Genomic DNA, 15,906 nt, shown 5'->3' with positions numbered 1-15,906 from the left:
TCAGTCCAATCAAACGCCCGCCCGCAGGGGACCCAGCTGGCTCAGCTTCCAGCCGTCCTCGGTGCGGGTGAGCTTGGTCAGGTACCGGTTGATCTTGGTGACCTTCTGGCCGCCGTCGGGCGTCACGGTGCTCTCCACGACGGCGATCATCGACGCGCTGCCGGCGCGGTCGTCCAGCTCGGTGAGCGCGGCGTCGAGGACCTTCGACGTCGTCACCGACTTGGCGTCGACCAGCTGCTTCTTGCGCGAGTCCTTGTCCTTCTCGATCTCGGCGCGCAGCTCGCCGGTCGACGAGCTCAGCCAGCGCTGCAGGTCCGCGTCGACCTTCTTGTAGTCGAGAGTCAGGAAGTTCGTCATGCCGACCTGGCCGGAGCGCAGTGCCTCGTCGCGCGTGGCGGCGAACTCCGCCTCCGCCGAGTGCGACGCCGAGTACCAGGCCACGCCCGAGTACGCGGCGAAGCCGAACGTCAGCACCGCCAGGACGGCGGCGGCACCCAACATCAGTCTGGCCGTGAAGATCCGCACTACTTCTTCTCCTCTGGCAAGCCCAGCAGCTGGCCCAGCGACGTCAGCAGGGGCATCTCCGGCGCCGCCTGCTGCCCGGCCGGTTCCTGACCCGGCTGTGTCGTCGCGTTGCCGACCGGCGTCGTCGGCGTTCCACCATACGGAGCATTCTGCGAGCCTCGCACCGACGTCGCCGACCCGCGCGCGAGAGCGCAGTACGCCTGCGTGTTCAGCGGCGCGGCCGAGGTGTCGTTGCCCGAGCGGATCGTCGTGCCCTCGTAACCGACCGTGCACGGCATCGGGTCGAAGACGTTCAGCGCGAGCCCGAAGTGCGCCGTGCCGTCACCCGGCGCCACGGTGAAGCCACCGCCCACGACGATGGGGTACGTCACCGCGATCTGCTCCAGGCCGTCACGCCTGGTCACGAGGATGTTCGACGTGGTCAGCAGGTTCGCGAAGACCACCCCGAGGTTCGGCCCGCTCTCCTTCAGCAACGCCGAGACCTGCTCGGACGCCGGTGGCACCGCGACGATCAACCGCCGCAGGTCGCCGTCGGAGGCCTTCAGCTGCTCCGCGAGCAACCGCAGGTCACCGCTGAACGACCGGATGGCGCCGCCGGACGCGGCCTGCGTGGCCAGCACGATTCGCCCGTCCTGCAGCAACTGCGTCGTCTGCGGCAGGTGCTCGCGAGCGGCGGCCGTGAACGCCGCGGTGTTGTCGATCAGCACCTGCAGGTCACCGCCGGTGCCGTTGAACGCGGTGTGCAGCTCGTCGACGACGGTCTGCAACGAGTCCGTGGGCACCGACGACGCGAACGCGTCCAGGTTCGACAGCAGCCCGTCGACGGGAGGCGGTGTCTTCGTGGCCGACCGCGGGATGACCGACCCGGCCTGCAGGTACGGGCCGTCGTCGCTCTTCGGCCGCAGGTCCACGTACTGCTCACCCACCGCCGACCGGTTCGCCACGACGGCCTCGGTCGCCGCTGGCACGCGCGGCGCGTCGGCGTCCAGCTCCAGGTCGACCTCGATGCCGTCCGAGGTCAGCCGCAGCTGCCCGACCCTGCCGATCGTGACACCGCGGTAGGTGACCTCGGCGTTGGTGAAGATGCCACCGGAGTCGGCGAGCTGCATCGTGACGACCGTGGACGCCGACTTGAACAGCCCGACGTAGGTCGCGCTGACGTACGAGACGCCCAGCAGCGCGACCAGCACGAACGCGCCGATCTTGACCTTGGTCCCGCGTGTGATCACTTGCGACCACCTCCCAGCAGACCGCCGAGCACGTCGCCCAGCCCGGACCCGGTGTCCTGCCCTAGGCCCGGCAGCGGGATGTTCGGCATCGGCAACGGCGTGCCCTGGCTCGGCGCCGGGAGGTGCCCGTCCAGCGGCGACTGCCGCGACCGGCCGAGGTTGTCGAGGACCGTACCGAGGTTGAGGTCCAGATCGGCGTAGAGGTTCGTGTAGTCGCCCTTGATGCCGTCGAGCGCCTCGTCCGGGAACGGGTAGGTCAGCAGCAGCTCCAGCGACTTCGGCAGGTTCTGCCCCGACTCGACGAGCTTCGTCAGCGTCGGCTGCAGCGCCTTCAGGTCCGCGACGATGTCGTCACGGCTCTTGTTCACCGTGTCGGTGGCGACGTCGGAGAGCGTGTTCAACGACTTCAGCAGCGTCACGAGCTGCGTGCGCTGCTCGGCCAGCACCTTGAGACCGGGCTCCAGGTCCGTCAGCGCGACGGCGATCTTCTCGCGCTGCTGCGCCAGCGTGCCGGCGAGCCGGTTCATCGAGTCGAGCGCGCGGACGATCTCCGCCTTGTGTTTGTCGAGCTCCCCGACGAACGTGTTGAGGTTGCCCAGCAACGAGCGGATCTCCTGCTCGTTGCCCTCCATCGCGGCGTTGAGCTCCTTGGTGATGTTCTGCAGCTGTGCGACACCACCGCCGTTGAGCAGCATCGACAACGCACCGAAGACCTCTTCGACCTCGGGGTTGCGGTTGGTCCTGTCCAACCCGATCACGGCGTTGTCGGCGAGACTGCCGGTCGCGTCCTTGGGTTTGCCGAGCTCGACGAACTTCTCGCCCAGCAACGCGGACTGCCGCAGCTTGGCGAACGCGTTCGCCGGGAGCTTCACGTCGCCGTTGACCAGCATCGTGACCTCGGCGGTCCAGCCGTCACCGGCCAGGTCGATCTTCTCGACCCTGCCGACCGGCACGTCGTTGACCTTCACGCCCGCCTGCGGCACGAGGTCCAGCACGTCTCTGAACTGCGCCTTGACCCGGTACGGGTGATCACCGACGTCCGCGCCGCCCGGCAGCGGCAGGTTGTAGACGCCGTCGAACCCGCCGGAGCCGCAGCCCGACAGCAGCACCAGGGCGGTCAGCCCGACTACCAGCTTCCTCACTGGGGCACCCCCGCGAGCGGCAGGGGCAGCGGCAGCTTGCCCGCGTTCAGGTCGGTGAGCACCTCGGCCGGCGACTTCAGCGGAACGGCGCCGGTCAGCAGCGGTTCCAGCTGCTTGCACGTCTGCGCGAGGATCGGCGGCACGTTGTTCGGCGTCGCCTGCTGGACCAGCTTGCAGATCAGCACGATCGGCGGCTGGTTGAGCTCGTTGATGTTCGCGCGGGTGTCGAGCGTGCCGGACGCCGCGTTGTAGGAGTTCTGCAGGTTGCCCAGCGCGAGCGGGGCGACGTCGAGCGTCTCGGCCAGCGCCGCCCGCTGGTTCACCAGCACCTGCGTGATCGAGGCCAGCTTGTCCACATTGGACTTGAGCACCTCGCGGTTGTCCTTGATGAACCCCTGCACCTGCCCCAGCGCGGTCGCCAGCTCCGCGAGCGCCGCGCCGAGGTCACCGCGTTCGTCGGCGAGCATCTTCGACACGTCGGCGAGCTGCTTGTTGAAGTCGCGCACCTGGCTGTCGTTCGCGGCCAGCATCGCGGTGAACTTCTGCAGGTTGTCCACCGTGGCGAAGAGGTCCTCCTTGGACCCCGACAGCGTGCGGGTGGCCTGGCCGAGGTTCTTCAACGTGTCGTTGAGCGCCTGGCCGTTGCCCTCGAGGTTCTTCGCCGCGGTGTTCAGCAGGTCCGCCAACGCTCCGTCGGCGTTCGCGCCGTTGGGCCCCAACGCGGTCGTGAGCTTGTCGAGCGACGAGTACAGCTCGTCCAGCTCGACCGGCGTCGCGGTGCGTTCGCGCGGGATCACGGCGTTGTCACCCAAGACAGGTCCGCCGGTGTAGGCGGGCGCGAGCTGCACGTACCGGTCGCTGACCACGCTCGGCGAGACCACGACGGCCTGCGCGTTCTCCGGGACCCGCACGTCGCGGTCGACGGTGAACACGACCTTCACGGTCTTGCCCTCGGGCGTGACCTCGTCGATCGTGCCGACCTTGACGCCCAGCACCCGCACGTCACCGCCGGGGTAGACGCCGACGGCCGCGGCGAAGTGCGCGGTGACCTTGCGCCCGTTCATGCCGTTGAAGACCCACCACAGGCCTGCGGTCATGACCAGCGCGAGCACGCACGCGATGGCGATGAACCGGCCGGCCTTGCTGTTCACGACAGTGGTCATCGCTGCACCCCCGGAGGCAGGCAGCCTTCCTCGTTGAACCCGACGACGCCGAGGTTCACCGAGGGCGGCAGCAGACCGCAGATGTAGGTGTCGAACCAGCGCCCGTTGCCCAGGGTGTTCGCGAACACCCGGTAGAACGGCGCCATCAGCGCCAGGCTGCGGTCGAGGTTGTCCTGGTTGCGCTGCAGGATCGTGGTGACCCGGCCGAGCTGTTCCAACGCCGGCTTGAGCTGGTTCTGGTTGTCGGTCACGAGTCCGCTCAGCTCACGGGAGAGGTCGCGGGTGCCGGTCAGCAGCGCGCTGATCGCCTCGCGTCGCTTGCGCAGCTCACCGAGCAGCAGGTTCCCGTCCGCCAGCAGCTTCTCGAACTCGGCGTTGCGGTCGGCCAGCGTCTTGGTCAGCTGCCTGGTGTTGTCCAGCAGCTTCGCGAGCTGCTCGTCGCGCGAGGAGATCGTCTTCGACAACGCGGACAGGCCGTCCAGCGCGCCACGGACGTGCTCCGGCGAGTTCTTGAAGGTGTCGGACAGGACGGTGAAGCTGTCCGCGAGCTGCTTGGTGTCGATCTGGCCGACGGTCGTCGCGAGCCCGTTGAACGCCTCGTTCACGTCGTACGGCGCGAGCGTGCGTTCCTTCGGGATCGGGTCGCCGGGCGACAACGGCTGGCTGCCCTGCGGGTCCAGTGCCACGAACTTCTGGCCCAGCAACGTCTTGATGCGGATCATCGCGGTCGTCCGGTCGCCCACCCAGGCGTCCTTGACCTTGAACGTCACCCGCACCCGGTCGCCGTTCAGCTTGACCTTGGTGACCTTGCCGACCTTCACGCCGGCGACGCGGACCTCGTTGCCCGGCACCAGCCCCGCGGCCTCGCTGAAGTCCGCGGCGTAGCTCGTGCCACCGCCGACGATCGGCAGGTCGTCGGAGTAGAACGCGGCCAGCAACAGCAGGGCGATCAGGGTCAGGCTGATCGCGCCGGTCCGGATCGGGTTGCTCTGCTTCATCGGCGGCACCTCTGTTGGGTCACCGGCAACGCCGTGATCGGAATCGGGTCGTTGATGACCGGCGGCACGGAGACCTGGCCGGTGCCCTCGCACAGGAAGAAGTTGAACCACGAACCGTAGGTCGCGGTCCGCGTGATCGTCTCCAGCTTCGTGGGCAGGCGCTGCAACATGCGGTCGACGAGCACCTCGTTGTCCGCCAGCGTCTTCGAGACGATGCCGAGCTGCGCGATGTCGTTCTTCAACGGCTCACGTCCCTGCTCCAGCAGACCGGAGGTGGCGTTCGTCAGGTCGCCGAGCGCGGTGATCGCGTCACCGATCGGCTGGCGGTCCTGCGCGAGCCCGGACACCAGCGTCTGCAACGTGACCACGAGGTTGTTGAAGTCCTCGTCACGCGAGTTCACGGTCTCCAGCGCGGTGTTGAGGTTGTCGACGACCTCGCCGATCACCTTGTCCTTGCTCGCGAGCGTGCTGGTCAGCGAGGCCGTGTGCTGCAAGAGGCTGTCGATCGTGCCGCCTTCTCCCTGCAGCACCTGGATGATCTCGAACGACAGCTTGTTGACGTCCTCCGGCGACAGCGCCTGGAAGAGCGGCTTGAAGCCGTTGAACAGCACCGTGAGGTCGAGCGCGGCCTTGGTGCGGTCCAACGGGATCGTGCCGCCTTCCGGCAGCACGGCCCTGGTGTCGCCGGTGCCGGACTCCAGCGCGATGTACCGCTGCCCGACCAGGTTGCGGTACTTGATCGTCGCGGTGACCGACTCGGGCAGCTTGCGCTCTCCGTCGATCGAGAACGCGACCTCGGCGGTCTTGCGGTCGACGACCCTGATCTCGTCGACCTGACCGACGCGGACGCCGGCGATGCGGATGTCGTCGCCCTCGTTGAGCGCGGTGACGTCGGTGAACTGGGCCTTGTAGTCCGTGGCACCGCCCAGGTTCACGTTCGCGATGGTCACCGCGAGCAACGTCGTGGCGAGGATCGTGACCACCGCGAAGGTGATCAGCTTGAGCAGCGGAGCGAGCACGCCCTTCACTTGACGGTCACCTCCGTTCCGCGGACCAGCGGTCCCAGCAGCAGGCTCGACCAGCCCGGCATCTCCCGCGGGTCGACGCCGATGCGCGGGCCGAACAGCGCCGCGATCAACCTGGCCTCCTCCGGGGAGTTGGCGAGCCGCAGCACGTCAGCGGACTGCGGCACCGTGGCGTTGCCGGCGGTGGCGGGCGGCAGAATTCCGTCGTTGGCGACGCGGGCGGGCGGCGGCGAGCTGGAGCCGTCCTGCACCGGACCCTCCGGCGGGTACTGCGGGAACGGGTCGGGCCGCGGGATCAGGTCGTAGCAACGCGGCCCGCGCTTGTCCCTGTACTCGGGCTCATCGAGGTTCGGCTGGTACTTCCCGCGGTTCTGGGTGATCTCCAGCGTGATGTGCAGGCCCGGCTCGTTCGTGCCCTCGCCGAACGCCTTGCTGATGACCGGCTCGAACTCCGCGAGCCCCTTGAGCAGGCAGGGGTACTCGGGCGCGTACTTGGCGAGCAGCTCCAGCGTCGGGCGGCTCGTGTCGGCGAGGGAGATGATGTTGTTCTTGTTGACCGTGACGAAGCTCGTGACGTCCTGCGACGTCGTGGTCAGCGTCCCGTAGAGCGCGAGGAGGTTGTCGCGCTGCTCGACGACGGTCTTGGTCGTCGTGGTCATGTCGTTGAGCGCCTGCAACAGGTCCGGCGCGGCGTCCGCGTAGACGTTCGAGACGTCCGCGAGCCTGGAGATGTTCTCCTTCAGCGCGGGCAGCTGCGGGTTGAGCTCACCGAGGTAGGCGTCGAGCGACACCAGCGTCTCGCCGAGCGGCTTGCCCCGGCCGTCGAGTGCCTGCGACAACGCGGTCAGCGTCGTGGCGAGCTTCTCCGGCTGGATCGCCTGCAGCACCGGCATCAGGTTGTCCAGCACGCGTTCCAGCTCGATCGCGCTGCTGGTGCGGTCCTGCTCGATGACCGCGCCGTCCTCGATCGCCGCGCTCTTCCGTTGCGGCAGCACGAGGTTCACGTACCGCTCGCCGAACAACGTCTTGGGCAGAAGGCGCGCGCTGACGTTCGCCGGGATCTGGTCGACCTTGTCCGGCTCCAGCGCCAGCTCCAGCTCGGCGCCGTCCCCGCTGGTGCGAATGGCCTTCACCGAACCGACGATCAGCCCGCGCACCTTGACGTCGCTCGCGGTCTGCAGCTGGTTGCCGATGTGGTCGGTCTTGAGCGTGACCTTCACGTAGTCGCTGAAGACGTCCTTGTACAACGCCACCGTGAGCGACAGGAACATGGCGATCGCGAGGAGGAAGGCGATGCCCAGCATGCGCTGTGTCCCTCTCTTCGGCATCATCCGGCGATCCTCACCGTCGTGGTCGCGCCCCAGATCGCGAGGCTCAGGAAGAAGTCGAGCAGCGCCGTCGTGACGATCGCGGTCCGCACCGCGCGCCCGACCGCCACGCCGACACCGGCCGGACCGCCGGAGGCGCGGTAGCCGTAGTAGCAGTGGGTCATGATGATCACGACCGCGAAGACCAGCACCTTGCCGAACGACCAGAGCACGTCGATCGGCGGTAGGAACAGGTTGAAGTAGTGGTCGTACGTGCCCGCCGACTGCCCGTAGAACTCCACGGTGATCGTTCTGGCCGCCAGGTAGCTCGTCAGCAGGCCGATCACGTACAGCGGGATGATCGCGACGAACCCGGCGATGATCCGCGTGGTCACCAGGAACGGCAGGCTGGGGATGCCCATGACCTCCAGCGCGTCGATCTCCTCGGAGATCCGCATCGCGCCGAGCTGGGCCGTGAAGCCGGAGCCGACCGTGGCCGAGAGCGCGAGACCGGCGACCAGCGGCGCGATCTCACGGGTGTTGAAGTACGCGCTCACGAAGCCGGCGAACGCACTCGTGCCGATCTGGTTCAGCGCCGTGAAGCCCTGCAGACCGACCACCGTGCCGGTGAACACGGACAGCCCGACCATCACGCCGATCGTGCCGCCGATGACCGCGAGCGCCCCCGATCCGAAGCTGACCTCGGCCAGCAGCCGCAACGTCTCCTTGGAGTACCGCCTGAGCGCGCGCGGGGTCCAGGCCAGCGCCTTGAGGTAGAACGCCAGCTGGTCGCCGAAGCCGTCCAGGGTGGACAGCACCTTGTTCGCCATCAGCTCCCCTTCGCGGGCACGACCTGCAGGTAGATCGTGGTGAGGACGAAGTTGACGAAGAACAGCAGCAGGAACGTGATGACCACGGCCTGGTTCACCGCGTCACCCACGCCCTTCGGCCCACCGGCCGGGTTGAGGCCCCGGTAGGCGGCGACGATGCCCGCGATGAACCCGAAGATCAGCGCTTTCAGCTCACTGATCCACAGGTCCGGCAGCTGGGCGAGGGCGCTGAAGCTCGCGAGGTAGGCGCCCGGCGTGCCGTCCTGCATGATCACGTTGAAGAAGTAGCCACCGAGCACGCCGACGACGCTCACCATGCCGTTGAGCAGCACCGCGACCAGCATCGTGGCAAGCACCCGCGGCACCACCAGCCGGTGGATCGGCGACACCCCGAGCACTTCCATCGCGTCGATCTCTTCGCGGATCTTGCGCGACCCGAGGTCCGCGCAGATCGCCGAGCCACCCGCACCCGCGATGAGCAGCGCCGTCACGATCGGACTGGCCTGCTGGATGATCGCGAGCACGCTGGCCGCACCGGTGAACGACTGCGCGCCGATCTGCCTCGTGAGGCTGCCGAGCTGCAACGCGATGACCGCGCCGAACGGGATCGAGACCAGCGCCGTCGGCAACACCGTCACGCTGACGATGAACCAGCTCTGCTGGATGAACTCCTTCAGCTGGAACGGCCTGCGGAACGACGTGCGCACCACGTCGATCCCGAGCTGGCACAACTTCCCGGTCTCCCGCAGCGCGCCGGCACCGGGGAAGGTCGTCTGGGTGCTCACAGCACACCGCCCTGCCGGGGCCACGGGCTCGGCGTCGGAGCCGCGACCGGCGCCCCGACGTGCACGCCGTACCGCAGCTGCTCCTCGGCCGTCAGGCTCGCGATGATTCCCTGCTGAGCCTCGAACGGCAGCTGGTGGATGATCGACATGACCCGGTCCTTGCGGCGCCGGACGGCGTCCCGGTAGGGCAGTCCCGGCGTCGGCTCCAGCTGCGGCACCACGCCGCGCATGTCCTCGTCCGGCGACCCGTCCGAGTGCCCGGCGTCCGCGTGCGCCTGCTCGGCGGCCATCGTGGCCTGGTCCTTCTCCTCGGACATGCCGATGGGACCGAGCCGGCGCCCGTTCAGGAACTGCTCGACGACCGGCTCGTCGCTGGTCAGCAGCACCTCACGAGGCCCGAACATGACCAACTCGCGCCGGAACAGCATGCCGAGGTTGTCCGGCACGGTCCGCGCGATGTTGATGTTGTGCGTGACGATCAGGATCGTCGCGTCGATCTGGGCGTTGAGGTCGATCAGCAACTGGCTCAGGTACGCGGTCCTGACGGGGTCGAGCCCGGAGTCCGGCTCGTCGCACAGGATGATCTCGGGGTCCAGCACCAGCGCCCGAGCCAGGCCGGCCCGCTTGCGCATACCGCCGGAGATCTCACCGGGCAGCTTCTTCTCCGCCCCGACGAGACCGACCATCTCCATCTTCTCGAGGACGATCCGGCGGACCTCGGCCTCGGACTTGCGGGTGTGCTCCCGCAACGGGAACGCGATGTTGTCGTACAGGTTCATCGACCCGAACAACGCGCCGTCCTGGAACAGCACGCCGAACATCTTCCGGATCTCGTAGAGCTTGTGCTCCGAGCACCGCACCAGGTCCGTGCCGTTGATGATGATCTTGCCATGCTCCGGCTTGAGCAACCCCACCAGCGACTTCAGGAACACGCTCTTGCCCGTACCCGACGGTCCGAGCATCACGCTGACCTCACCTGGCGGCAGCGTGAGCGTGACGTCCCGCCAGATGGTCTGCTTGCCGAAGGACTTGGTCAGACCCTCGACGACCACCTCGACGCCCATCCGCACCTCCGCACACGCCCGGCGACGCCGCGGCGATCGGCGTCATACCTGGGGCAACGAGTTCGTTCGCGGCAGGTTACTCACCAGTTGGGCTAACGGCGGTTGCGTTCGGATAACGCCGCCGGTTCGTAAACCGCAAAACGGCCGCTTCCGTGCGTTCCGGGCGTGCGACACAGGTGAGGCGGACATGCAGAACGGGCGTGCACCCCGTTGAAAGGTGCACGCCCGTTCAGGCACTGCAAGGCAGAACGCAAGCCCCCGGAGGGGCTCAGATCACTTGAGGGTGATCTTGGCGCCGGCAGCCTCGAGCTTCTCCTTGGCGGCGTCGGCGACGTCCTTCGCCACGCCCTCCAGGATCGCCTTCGGAGCGGACTCGACCAGCTCCTTGGCCTCCTTCAGGCCCAGGCCCGAGACGACCTCGCGGACGACCTTGATGACCTGGATCTTCTTGTCGCCGGCCGACTCGAGGATGACGTTGAAGTCCGTCTGCTCCTCGACCTCGGCAGCGCCACCGGCGGCGGGGCCGGCAGCGGCGGCAACGGCGACGGGCGCCGCGGCGGTGACCTCGAAGGTCTCCTCGAACTGCTTCACGAACTCCGACAGCTCGAGGAGGGTCATCTCCTTGAACGCGTCGAGCAGCTCTTCGGTGCTGAGCTTCGCCATGATCGGCGGTCCTTTCTAATCTCCCGCGCGAAAGCGTCGGGTGTGTCTTCGGGTGATCAGCTTTCGGCGGGAGCGTCGGCTTCGGCGGCGGGAGCCGCGGCGGCCTTCTTCTCCTGCAGGGCAGCAGCCAGGCGAGCGACCTGGGAAGCCGGGGCGTTGAACAGACCCGCGGCCTTGGCCAGGTTGCCCTTCATCGCGCCCGCGAGCTTCGCGAGCAGCACCTCACGGCTCTCGAGGTCCGCGATTGCGGTGACCTCGTCAACCGAGAGCGGACGGCCATCCATGTAGCCGCCCTTGATGACCAGGGCCTTGTTGTCCTTCGCGAAGTCGCGGATCGCCTTGGCGGCGTCGACGGGCTCGCCCTCGACGAACGCGATGGCGGTCGGACCGGACAGGAGAGCCTCGAGGCCCTCGACGCCGGCGTCCGCAGCGGCCAGCTTGACCAGCGTGTTCTTCGCGACGGTGTACTTGGTGCCCGCGCCGAGAGCGCGACGCAGCGTGGTGAGCTGCGCCATGGAGAGGCCACGGTACTCGGTGACAACCGCTGCCGAGCTGGTGCGGAACTGGTCCGCGAGCTCAGCGACCGCCGTAACCTTCGTGGGCTTCGCCATGATCGCCTCCTCTCTGGGCTGGGTTAGACCGCCGATCAGAGAAGGTCCCGAAACAACAAAAACGCCCACGCGCACAAGCAGCACGGGGCGTCACACGGAGCTAGGCCTCGTCCTCCCTGCGCGGGCCGCCCGTGTTGCAACGGGGCCTTCGTTCTCCTCGCGGAGAAAACCTGCGGTCTTCGGTAGAACCATCGAAAACAGTACTCGACTGTGTACCGGCGATCCAAATCGGCATGATGTGACGTGTGACCGACGAGCCCGGCAAGGACCTCGCGCCCCGCCAGCCGCAGCCGCAACCGCCCGCCCCGCCGATGGATCCGGAGCAGCTGCGGCAGTTCCAGGAGTTCCAGCGCTTCCAGGAGTATCAGCGCTACCAGGAGGCCACGGGCCAGGCACCCCAGGCCCCGAAGCAGCCGGGCGGCAGGCGCTGGTGGCTCGTCGTGCTCGGCAGCCGGATCTTCTGGCGCGCGCTGTTCTTCCTGCTCGTCGTCTTCTCGGCGATGTGGGCCTACAACCACTTCTTCGGCGTGGACGACCCCGGCGACGTCGCGCAGGACAGCGGCGGCGTCACCGGCTCGGCGCAGGGGCCACGGTCACCGACGGGCCAGCAGGGCACCGTGGGCTTGTTCTACAACCACGTGGCGCATGGGAACCCAGCTCTCGGCTGCCCCCTGATGGTGAAGGAAGAGACCCAGCAGAAGTTCGCGGAGGCGTACGGCGCCGCAGACTGCACGGAAGCCTTCGCGAAGCTGAAGTCCCAGGTCACCAGCGTCGCGAAGTACGAGCAGATGGCGTTTCCGCCGGACATGATGAAGACGCCGACCACGACCAAGATCACCGTCGACTCGTGCGACCTGACCGTCGACGGCGGCCCCCGCCTGGGCACGTTCGTCGTCGAGAAGGTCGACTCGGGCTGGGTCATCACCGACTGGAGCCCCAGCACCTGTGGTTGATTTGGGTGCATGGCAAACGCGCTGGGGGTGCCCAGCCCCGACAAGGTCGAATACCTGGCAGACGCCGCCGACCTCGGTCGTGACTACAAGCAGCAGTTGCTCGTCTCGCTCGACCTGAGGCCCGGCCACACGGTCCTCGACGTGGGCTGCGGCCCCGGCACGGACCTGCCGGTGATGGCCGACGCGGTCACGACATCGGGCCGCGTCATCGGCGTCGACGTGGACCCGGCCATGGCAGGGGCGGCCAGGAGCCTGCTGAACTACTACCCGCAGGTGGAGATCCGCCTCGGCGACGCCCACGCGCTGCCCGTGGACCCCGGCACCGCCGACCGGGCCCGCATGGACCGCGCGCTGCAGCACGTCGAGAACCCGGCCACGGTCCTCACCGAACTCCACCGAACCCTGAAGCCCGGCGGCCTGCTGCGCATCGCCGAACCCGACTGGGACGCCCTGGTGGTCGCCGGCGACCTGGAGATGAACAGGGCCTTCAACCGGTTCGTCTGCTCGACGATGGTCCGCAACGCCACGATCGGCCGCGAACTACCCCGTCTGGCAAGGAAAGCCGGCTTCGAGGTCGAGACCGTCCGCGCCGCCACGACAGTCCTCCGCGACTTCGCCAGGGCCGACTACACCCTCGCCCTCACCCGCAACACGGAACGAGCGATGCGCGCGGGAGCCATCGAGCGCACGGACGGCGAACGATGGCTGGCCGACCTGCGCGGCGGCGACTTCCTGGCGTCACTGACGGTCTTCCTGCTGTCCGCCCGCAAACCGTTGTGACACAAGGCCGAACGACTCGACGACACGGGAGAGGCTAGCCTCCCCGTGTCCCTCGTCGACCTGCCGATCGACCAGGGCCTTGAACGCGTCGAGTGCCGCGAACGGCACCCCCTGCGCCTCAGTGGCCCGGATGAGCGTGGCCACTCCCGACCGGTTCATGGCAATGCTCGACTCGGCACTGTCGTAGCTCGCGCCGTCGATCTCCTCCGCGAACGTGGCCAGCGCGGGCTGGAGATCCGTCAACCAGGACAACATCATCGGCGTCAGCTCGCTGACCTTGATGCCACCGGCCCGCGCCAGCGCGGCAGCGTGCAGAAACCCGCCGAGCAGCCCGTACATCCCGGAAAGGATCGCCACGTCGTACCCGGAGGCACGACCGGCGTCCGCCCCCAGGAACGTCGCCTTCCCCAGCAGCGCCAACTGCTTCTGCCAGCGCTCGAACACAACAGGGGAACCGCTGTAGATGATCGAGGACGCATCGGTACCGATCGTCTGAGGCACCGCATAAACCGCGCCGTGCAGGTACTCGGCCCCGTTCTCGGCAGCCCACTCGGCCATCTCACGCGCGTCACCAGGTGTTCCGGACGTGAGGTTCACCAGCGCCCGCCCACGCACGTCCACACCACTCAAAACCCGTTGCGCCGCCTGATGGTCAAGCACGGCAACCACCACAAGCTCACTGGCCGCGACCGCCTCCCGAACACTCCCCGCCACGCCAGCCCCAAGCCCAACAGCCTTCTCGGCAGACCGGTTCCAAACCGTGGTGGCATACCCGGCCCGCACGAACGTCTCCGCCAACGCGCGCCCAAGATTGCCCAGTCCCAGCACGGTGATCGCTTCAGATGTCATGCCTCCACCCTCGCCGCAGGTGATCACCCCAACCAGTGACCGGATTGACGCCCTTCACCAAATTCCTGCCATAGGCTGGGTCGCATGAGCGCTGGATCCGTCGCCCTCATCGTCCCCAGCGACTTCGGCGTAGCCGACCTCTACGAGTTGGGCATCCCCGCCGCCGTCTTCGGCACACCACAACCAGACCTGGCCGACCCCTGGTACGAACTCCGGCTGTGCGGCACCGGCTCCAACACCAGAGGCGCCAACCCAGGCTTCACCCTGCACACCACACACACCCTCGACGACGCCGCAGACGCGGACACCGTCTTCGTCTCATGGGTGCCAGAGGAAGTAATCGAGGACAACGCCCCAGTCCCACCCGAACTGGTCTCAGCCCTACGCAAGGCCCACGACAACGGCGCACGAATCGTCTCGCAATGCGTCGGCGCCTACGCACTGGCCGAAGCAGGCCTCCTGGACGGCCGCAGAGCAACCGCACACTGGATGCACACCGCCCTACTGGCCGAGCGCTACCCAAAAATCCAGGTAGACGACTCAGTCCTCTACGTAGACGAGGGCGACGTACTGACCAGCGCAGGCATGACCGCAGGCCTGGACCTCTGCCTGCACCTGGTCCGCCAAGACCTGGGCGCCCACGTAGCCAACCAACTGGCCCGCCGAATGATCGTGCCAGGACACCGCCCAGGCAGCCGGAGCCAGGTAATCGACCTCCCCATCCCCGCAAGCGACAACCAAAGCCTCGACTCAGCCCTCGACTGGGCAAGAACCCGCCTGGACGAGCCCCTGACAATCGAGGACCTGGCCCGCAGAGCGGCGATGAGCCCACGAACGTTCTACCGCCGACTCCACGCCACCACCGGCACGACACCACTGCGGTGGCTGCTCAACGAACGCATCGCCAGGGCGCAGGCGCTATTGGAGTCCACCAACCTGTCCGTGGAGAGAATCGCGGGCCTGAGTGGCATCGGCACGGCGAACAACCTGCGCCACCACTTCCTGAAGCAGGTAGGCAAAACCCCAAGCGACTACCGGCAGACATACAGGGCCAATGGCGCAGCTGAGGCGACCGCCGACCCTGCTGAGCAGCGGTAATGACGCAACCAACGCAATCGTCGCGAAGCGGCGATGAATAGACCCGACCCGGTAAAGGCTCAATGGCGACCACCTACGCAAAAAGAAAGGCCCCCGGCGAACCGGAGGCCTTCCCAAAAACTAGACAAACCGAGGCTCAGGCCTCATCCACCAGCAGGTTGCGGGTGCGGTTGGGGTCAACCGGAATACCAGGCCCCATAGTCGTGGAGACGGTGACCTTCTTGACGTACCGCCCCTTGGCCGCGGAAGGCTTGGCCCGAAGGACCTCATCCAACGCGGCCGCGTAGTTCTCGACCAGCTTCTCGGAGTCGAACGACACCTTGCCGATGACGAAGTGCAGGTTGGCCTGCTTGTCAACGCGGAAGTTGATCTTTCCGCCCTTGATGTCGTTGACGGCCTTCGAGACCTCGGGGGTCACGGTGCCGGTCTTCGGGTTCGGCATCAGGCCACGCGGGCCCAGGATGCGAGCGATGCGACCGACCTTCGCCATCTGGTCGGGGGTCGCGATCGCGGCGTCGAAGTCGAGCCAGCCACCCTGGATGCGCTCGATCAGGTCCTCGGAGCCAACGGCGTCCGCACCGGCGGCCTCGGCCTCGGCGGCCTTGTCACCGGTTGCGAAGACGATCACGCGGGCGGTCTTGCCCGTACCGTGCGGCAGGTTCACGGTGCCGCGGACCATCTGGTCGGCCTTGCGAGGGTCGACGCCGAGGCGAATCGCGACCTCGACAGTGGCGTCGAGCTTCACCTTGGACGTTTCCTTGGCGAGCTTGGCGGCCTCCAGCGGCGAGTACAGCCGCTCCCGGTCCACCAGCTCGGCGGCGGCCTTGTAGGCCTTGCTGCGCTTCATAACTCTGTCCTTACCGTGGATCAGTTCGTGGTGAATG

At 67.5% G+C, this 15,906-nt stretch carries 17 protein-coding genes; 3 read left to right on the top strand and 14 right to left on the bottom strand.

Translation table 11 applies throughout. The annotated features are described in order from the left end of the window. Positions 1 to 9: 9 nt before the first annotated feature. The 12 genes from ACRSBM_RS43250 to rplJ all read right to left on the bottom strand — a co-directional run bounded on the left by ACRSBM_RS43250 (position 10) and on the right by rplJ (position 11,342). Entirely contained in the window at positions 10 to 525 is a 516-nt protein-coding gene (locus ACRSBM_RS43250) for a hypothetical protein (protein WP_434452765.1), read from the bottom strand. Further along, a complete protein-coding gene (locus ACRSBM_RS43245) occupies positions 525 to 1,754 on the bottom strand; it encodes an MCE family protein (protein ID WP_434452763.1) in 1,230 nt (409 codons plus the stop codon). The genes ACRSBM_RS43250 and ACRSBM_RS43245 overlap by 1 nt, the downstream gene beginning before the upstream one ends. Continuing rightward, complete coding sequence (locus tag ACRSBM_RS43240; protein ID WP_434452761.1) at positions 1,751 to 2,896, bottom strand: MCE family protein; 1,146 nt, start codon at positions 2,894 to 2,896, stop codon at positions 1,751 to 1,753. Before ACRSBM_RS43240 ends, ACRSBM_RS43245 begins: the two co-directional genes overlap by 4 nt. Continuing rightward, positions 2,893 to 4,059, bottom strand: a complete 1,167-nt coding sequence (locus tag ACRSBM_RS43235; protein WP_434452759.1) for an MCE family protein — start codon at positions 4,057 to 4,059, stop codon at positions 2,893 to 2,895. Before ACRSBM_RS43235 ends, ACRSBM_RS43240 begins: the two co-directional genes overlap by 4 nt. Continuing rightward, positions 4,056 to 5,057: an MCE family protein gene (locus ACRSBM_RS43230; protein ID WP_434452757.1), complete on the bottom strand. Its 1,002-nt coding sequence runs from the start codon at positions 5,055 to 5,057 to the stop codon at positions 4,056 to 4,058. Before ACRSBM_RS43230 ends, ACRSBM_RS43235 begins: the two co-directional genes overlap by 4 nt. Beyond that, entirely contained in the window at positions 5,054 to 6,085 is a 1,032-nt protein-coding gene (locus ACRSBM_RS43225; protein WP_434452755.1) for an MCE family protein, read from the bottom strand. The genes ACRSBM_RS43230 and ACRSBM_RS43225 overlap by 4 nt, the downstream gene beginning before the upstream one ends. After that, a complete protein-coding gene (locus ACRSBM_RS43220) occupies positions 6,082 to 7,386 on the bottom strand; it encodes an MCE family protein (RefSeq protein ID WP_434452753.1) in 1,305 nt (434 codons plus the stop codon). Before ACRSBM_RS43220 ends, ACRSBM_RS43225 begins: the two co-directional genes overlap by 4 nt. 23 nt (positions 7,387 to 7,409) lie before the next feature. Then, positions 7,410 to 8,219 (bottom strand): MlaE family ABC transporter permease, encoded by an 810-nt coding sequence (locus ACRSBM_RS43215; protein ID WP_434452751.1) that lies wholly within the window; start codon positions 8,217 to 8,219, stop codon positions 7,410 to 7,412. Then, positions 8,219 to 9,004, bottom strand: a complete 786-nt coding sequence (locus ACRSBM_RS43210) for an MlaE family ABC transporter permease (protein ID WP_434452749.1) — start codon at positions 9,002 to 9,004, stop codon at positions 8,219 to 8,221. The genes ACRSBM_RS43215 and ACRSBM_RS43210 overlap by 1 nt, the downstream gene beginning before the upstream one ends. Then, positions 9,001 to 10,068 (bottom strand): ABC transporter ATP-binding protein, encoded by a 1,068-nt coding sequence (locus ACRSBM_RS43205; RefSeq protein WP_434452747.1) that lies wholly within the window; start codon positions 10,066 to 10,068, stop codon positions 9,001 to 9,003. The genes ACRSBM_RS43210 and ACRSBM_RS43205 overlap by 4 nt, the downstream gene beginning before the upstream one ends. A 273-nt stretch (positions 10,069 to 10,341) precedes the next feature. Continuing rightward, positions 10,342 to 10,731: a 50S ribosomal protein L7/L12 gene (rplL, locus tag ACRSBM_RS43200; RefSeq protein WP_434452745.1), complete on the bottom strand. Its 390-nt coding sequence runs from the start codon at positions 10,729 to 10,731 to the stop codon at positions 10,342 to 10,344. A 56-nt stretch (positions 10,732 to 10,787) separates the two neighbouring features. Further along, positions 10,788 to 11,342 carry a 50S ribosomal protein L10 gene (gene rplJ, locus ACRSBM_RS43195; protein ID WP_086666431.1) on the bottom strand — a complete coding sequence of 185 codons (555 nt, stop codon included), beginning with the start codon at positions 11,340 to 11,342 and terminating at the stop codon, positions 10,788 to 10,790. A gap of 245 nt (positions 11,343 to 11,587) precedes the next feature. Here rplJ and ACRSBM_RS43190 point away from each other — a divergent pair, with 245 nt between their 5' ends. After that, positions 11,588 to 12,295 carry a hypothetical protein gene (locus ACRSBM_RS43190; RefSeq protein ID WP_434452743.1) on the top strand — a complete coding sequence of 236 codons (708 nt, stop codon included), beginning with the start codon at positions 11,588 to 11,590 and terminating at the stop codon, positions 12,293 to 12,295. A 9-nt stretch (positions 12,296 to 12,304) separates the two neighbouring features. Then, positions 12,305 to 13,075 (top strand): methyltransferase domain-containing protein, encoded by a 771-nt coding sequence (locus ACRSBM_RS43185; protein ID WP_434452741.1) that lies wholly within the window; start codon positions 12,305 to 12,307, stop codon positions 13,073 to 13,075. Here ACRSBM_RS43185 and ACRSBM_RS43180 read toward each other — a convergent pair. Next, complete coding sequence (locus tag ACRSBM_RS43180) at positions 13,034 to 13,924, bottom strand: NAD(P)-dependent oxidoreductase (RefSeq protein WP_434452739.1); 891 nt, start codon at positions 13,922 to 13,924, stop codon at positions 13,034 to 13,036. The genes ACRSBM_RS43185 and ACRSBM_RS43180 overlap by 42 nt on opposite strands. An 84-nt stretch (positions 13,925 to 14,008) precedes the next feature. Here ACRSBM_RS43180 and ACRSBM_RS43175 point away from each other — a divergent pair, with 84 nt between their 5' ends. Beyond that, a complete protein-coding gene (locus ACRSBM_RS43175; RefSeq protein WP_434452737.1) occupies positions 14,009 to 15,022 on the top strand; it encodes a GlxA family transcriptional regulator in 1,014 nt (337 codons plus the stop codon). 136 nt (positions 15,023 to 15,158) lie between these two features. Here the strand turns inward: ACRSBM_RS43175 and rplA are convergent, their stop codons facing one another. Continuing rightward, a complete protein-coding gene (gene rplA, locus ACRSBM_RS43170) occupies positions 15,159 to 15,869 on the bottom strand; it encodes a 50S ribosomal protein L1 (protein ID WP_236216758.1) in 711 nt (236 codons plus the stop codon). Between the last annotated feature and the right edge of the window lie 37 nt (positions 15,870 to 15,906).

The organism is Lentzea xerophila, from assembly GCF_051094245.1.
Lineage (GTDB): Bacteria > Actinomycetota > Actinomycetes > Mycobacteriales > Pseudonocardiaceae > Lentzea > Lentzea xerophila.
This window is presented reverse-complemented; position numbering and strand designations above follow the sequence as displayed.

Excerpts from the sequence above, each read along its gene's own strand:
- ACRSBM_RS43235 (WP_434452759.1), bottom strand. The coding sequence starts at position 4,059 with ATGACCACTGTCGTGAACAGCAAGGCCGGCCGGTTCATCGCCATCGCG.
- ACRSBM_RS43230 (WP_434452757.1), bottom strand. The coding sequence starts at position 5,057 with ATGAAGCAGAGCAACCCGATCCGGACCGGCGCGATCAGCCTGACCCTG.
- ACRSBM_RS43220 (WP_434452753.1), bottom strand. The coding sequence starts at position 7,386 with ATGCTGGGCATCGCCTTCCTCCTCGCGATCGCCATGTTCCTGTCGCTC.
- ACRSBM_RS43215 (WP_434452751.1), bottom strand. The coding sequence starts at position 8,219 with ATGGCGAACAAGGTGCTGTCCACCCTGGACGGCTTCGGCGACCAGCTG.
- ACRSBM_RS43205 (WP_434452747.1), bottom strand. The coding sequence starts at position 10,068 with ATGGGCGTCGAGGTGGTCGTCGAGGGTCTGACCAAGTCCTTCGGCAAG.
- rplL (WP_434452745.1), bottom strand. The coding sequence starts at position 10,731 with ATGGCGAAGCTCAGCACCGAAGAGCTGCTCGACGCGTTCAAGGAGATG.
- rplJ (WP_086666431.1), bottom strand. The coding sequence starts at position 11,342 with ATGGCGAAGCCCACGAAGGTTACGGCGGTCGCTGAGCTCGCGGACCAG.
- ACRSBM_RS43185 (WP_434452741.1), top strand. The coding sequence starts at position 12,305 with ATGGCAAACGCGCTGGGGGTGCCCAGCCCCGACAAGGTCGAATACCTG.
- ACRSBM_RS43180 (WP_434452739.1), bottom strand. The coding sequence starts at position 13,924 with ATGACATCTGAAGCGATCACCGTGCTGGGACTGGGCAATCTTGGGCGC.
- ACRSBM_RS43175 (WP_434452737.1), top strand. The coding sequence starts at position 14,009 with ATGAGCGCTGGATCCGTCGCCCTCATCGTCCCCAGCGACTTCGGCGTA.
- rplA (WP_236216758.1), bottom strand. The coding sequence starts at position 15,869 with ATGAAGCGCAGCAAGGCCTACAAGGCCGCCGCCGAGCTGGTGGACCGG.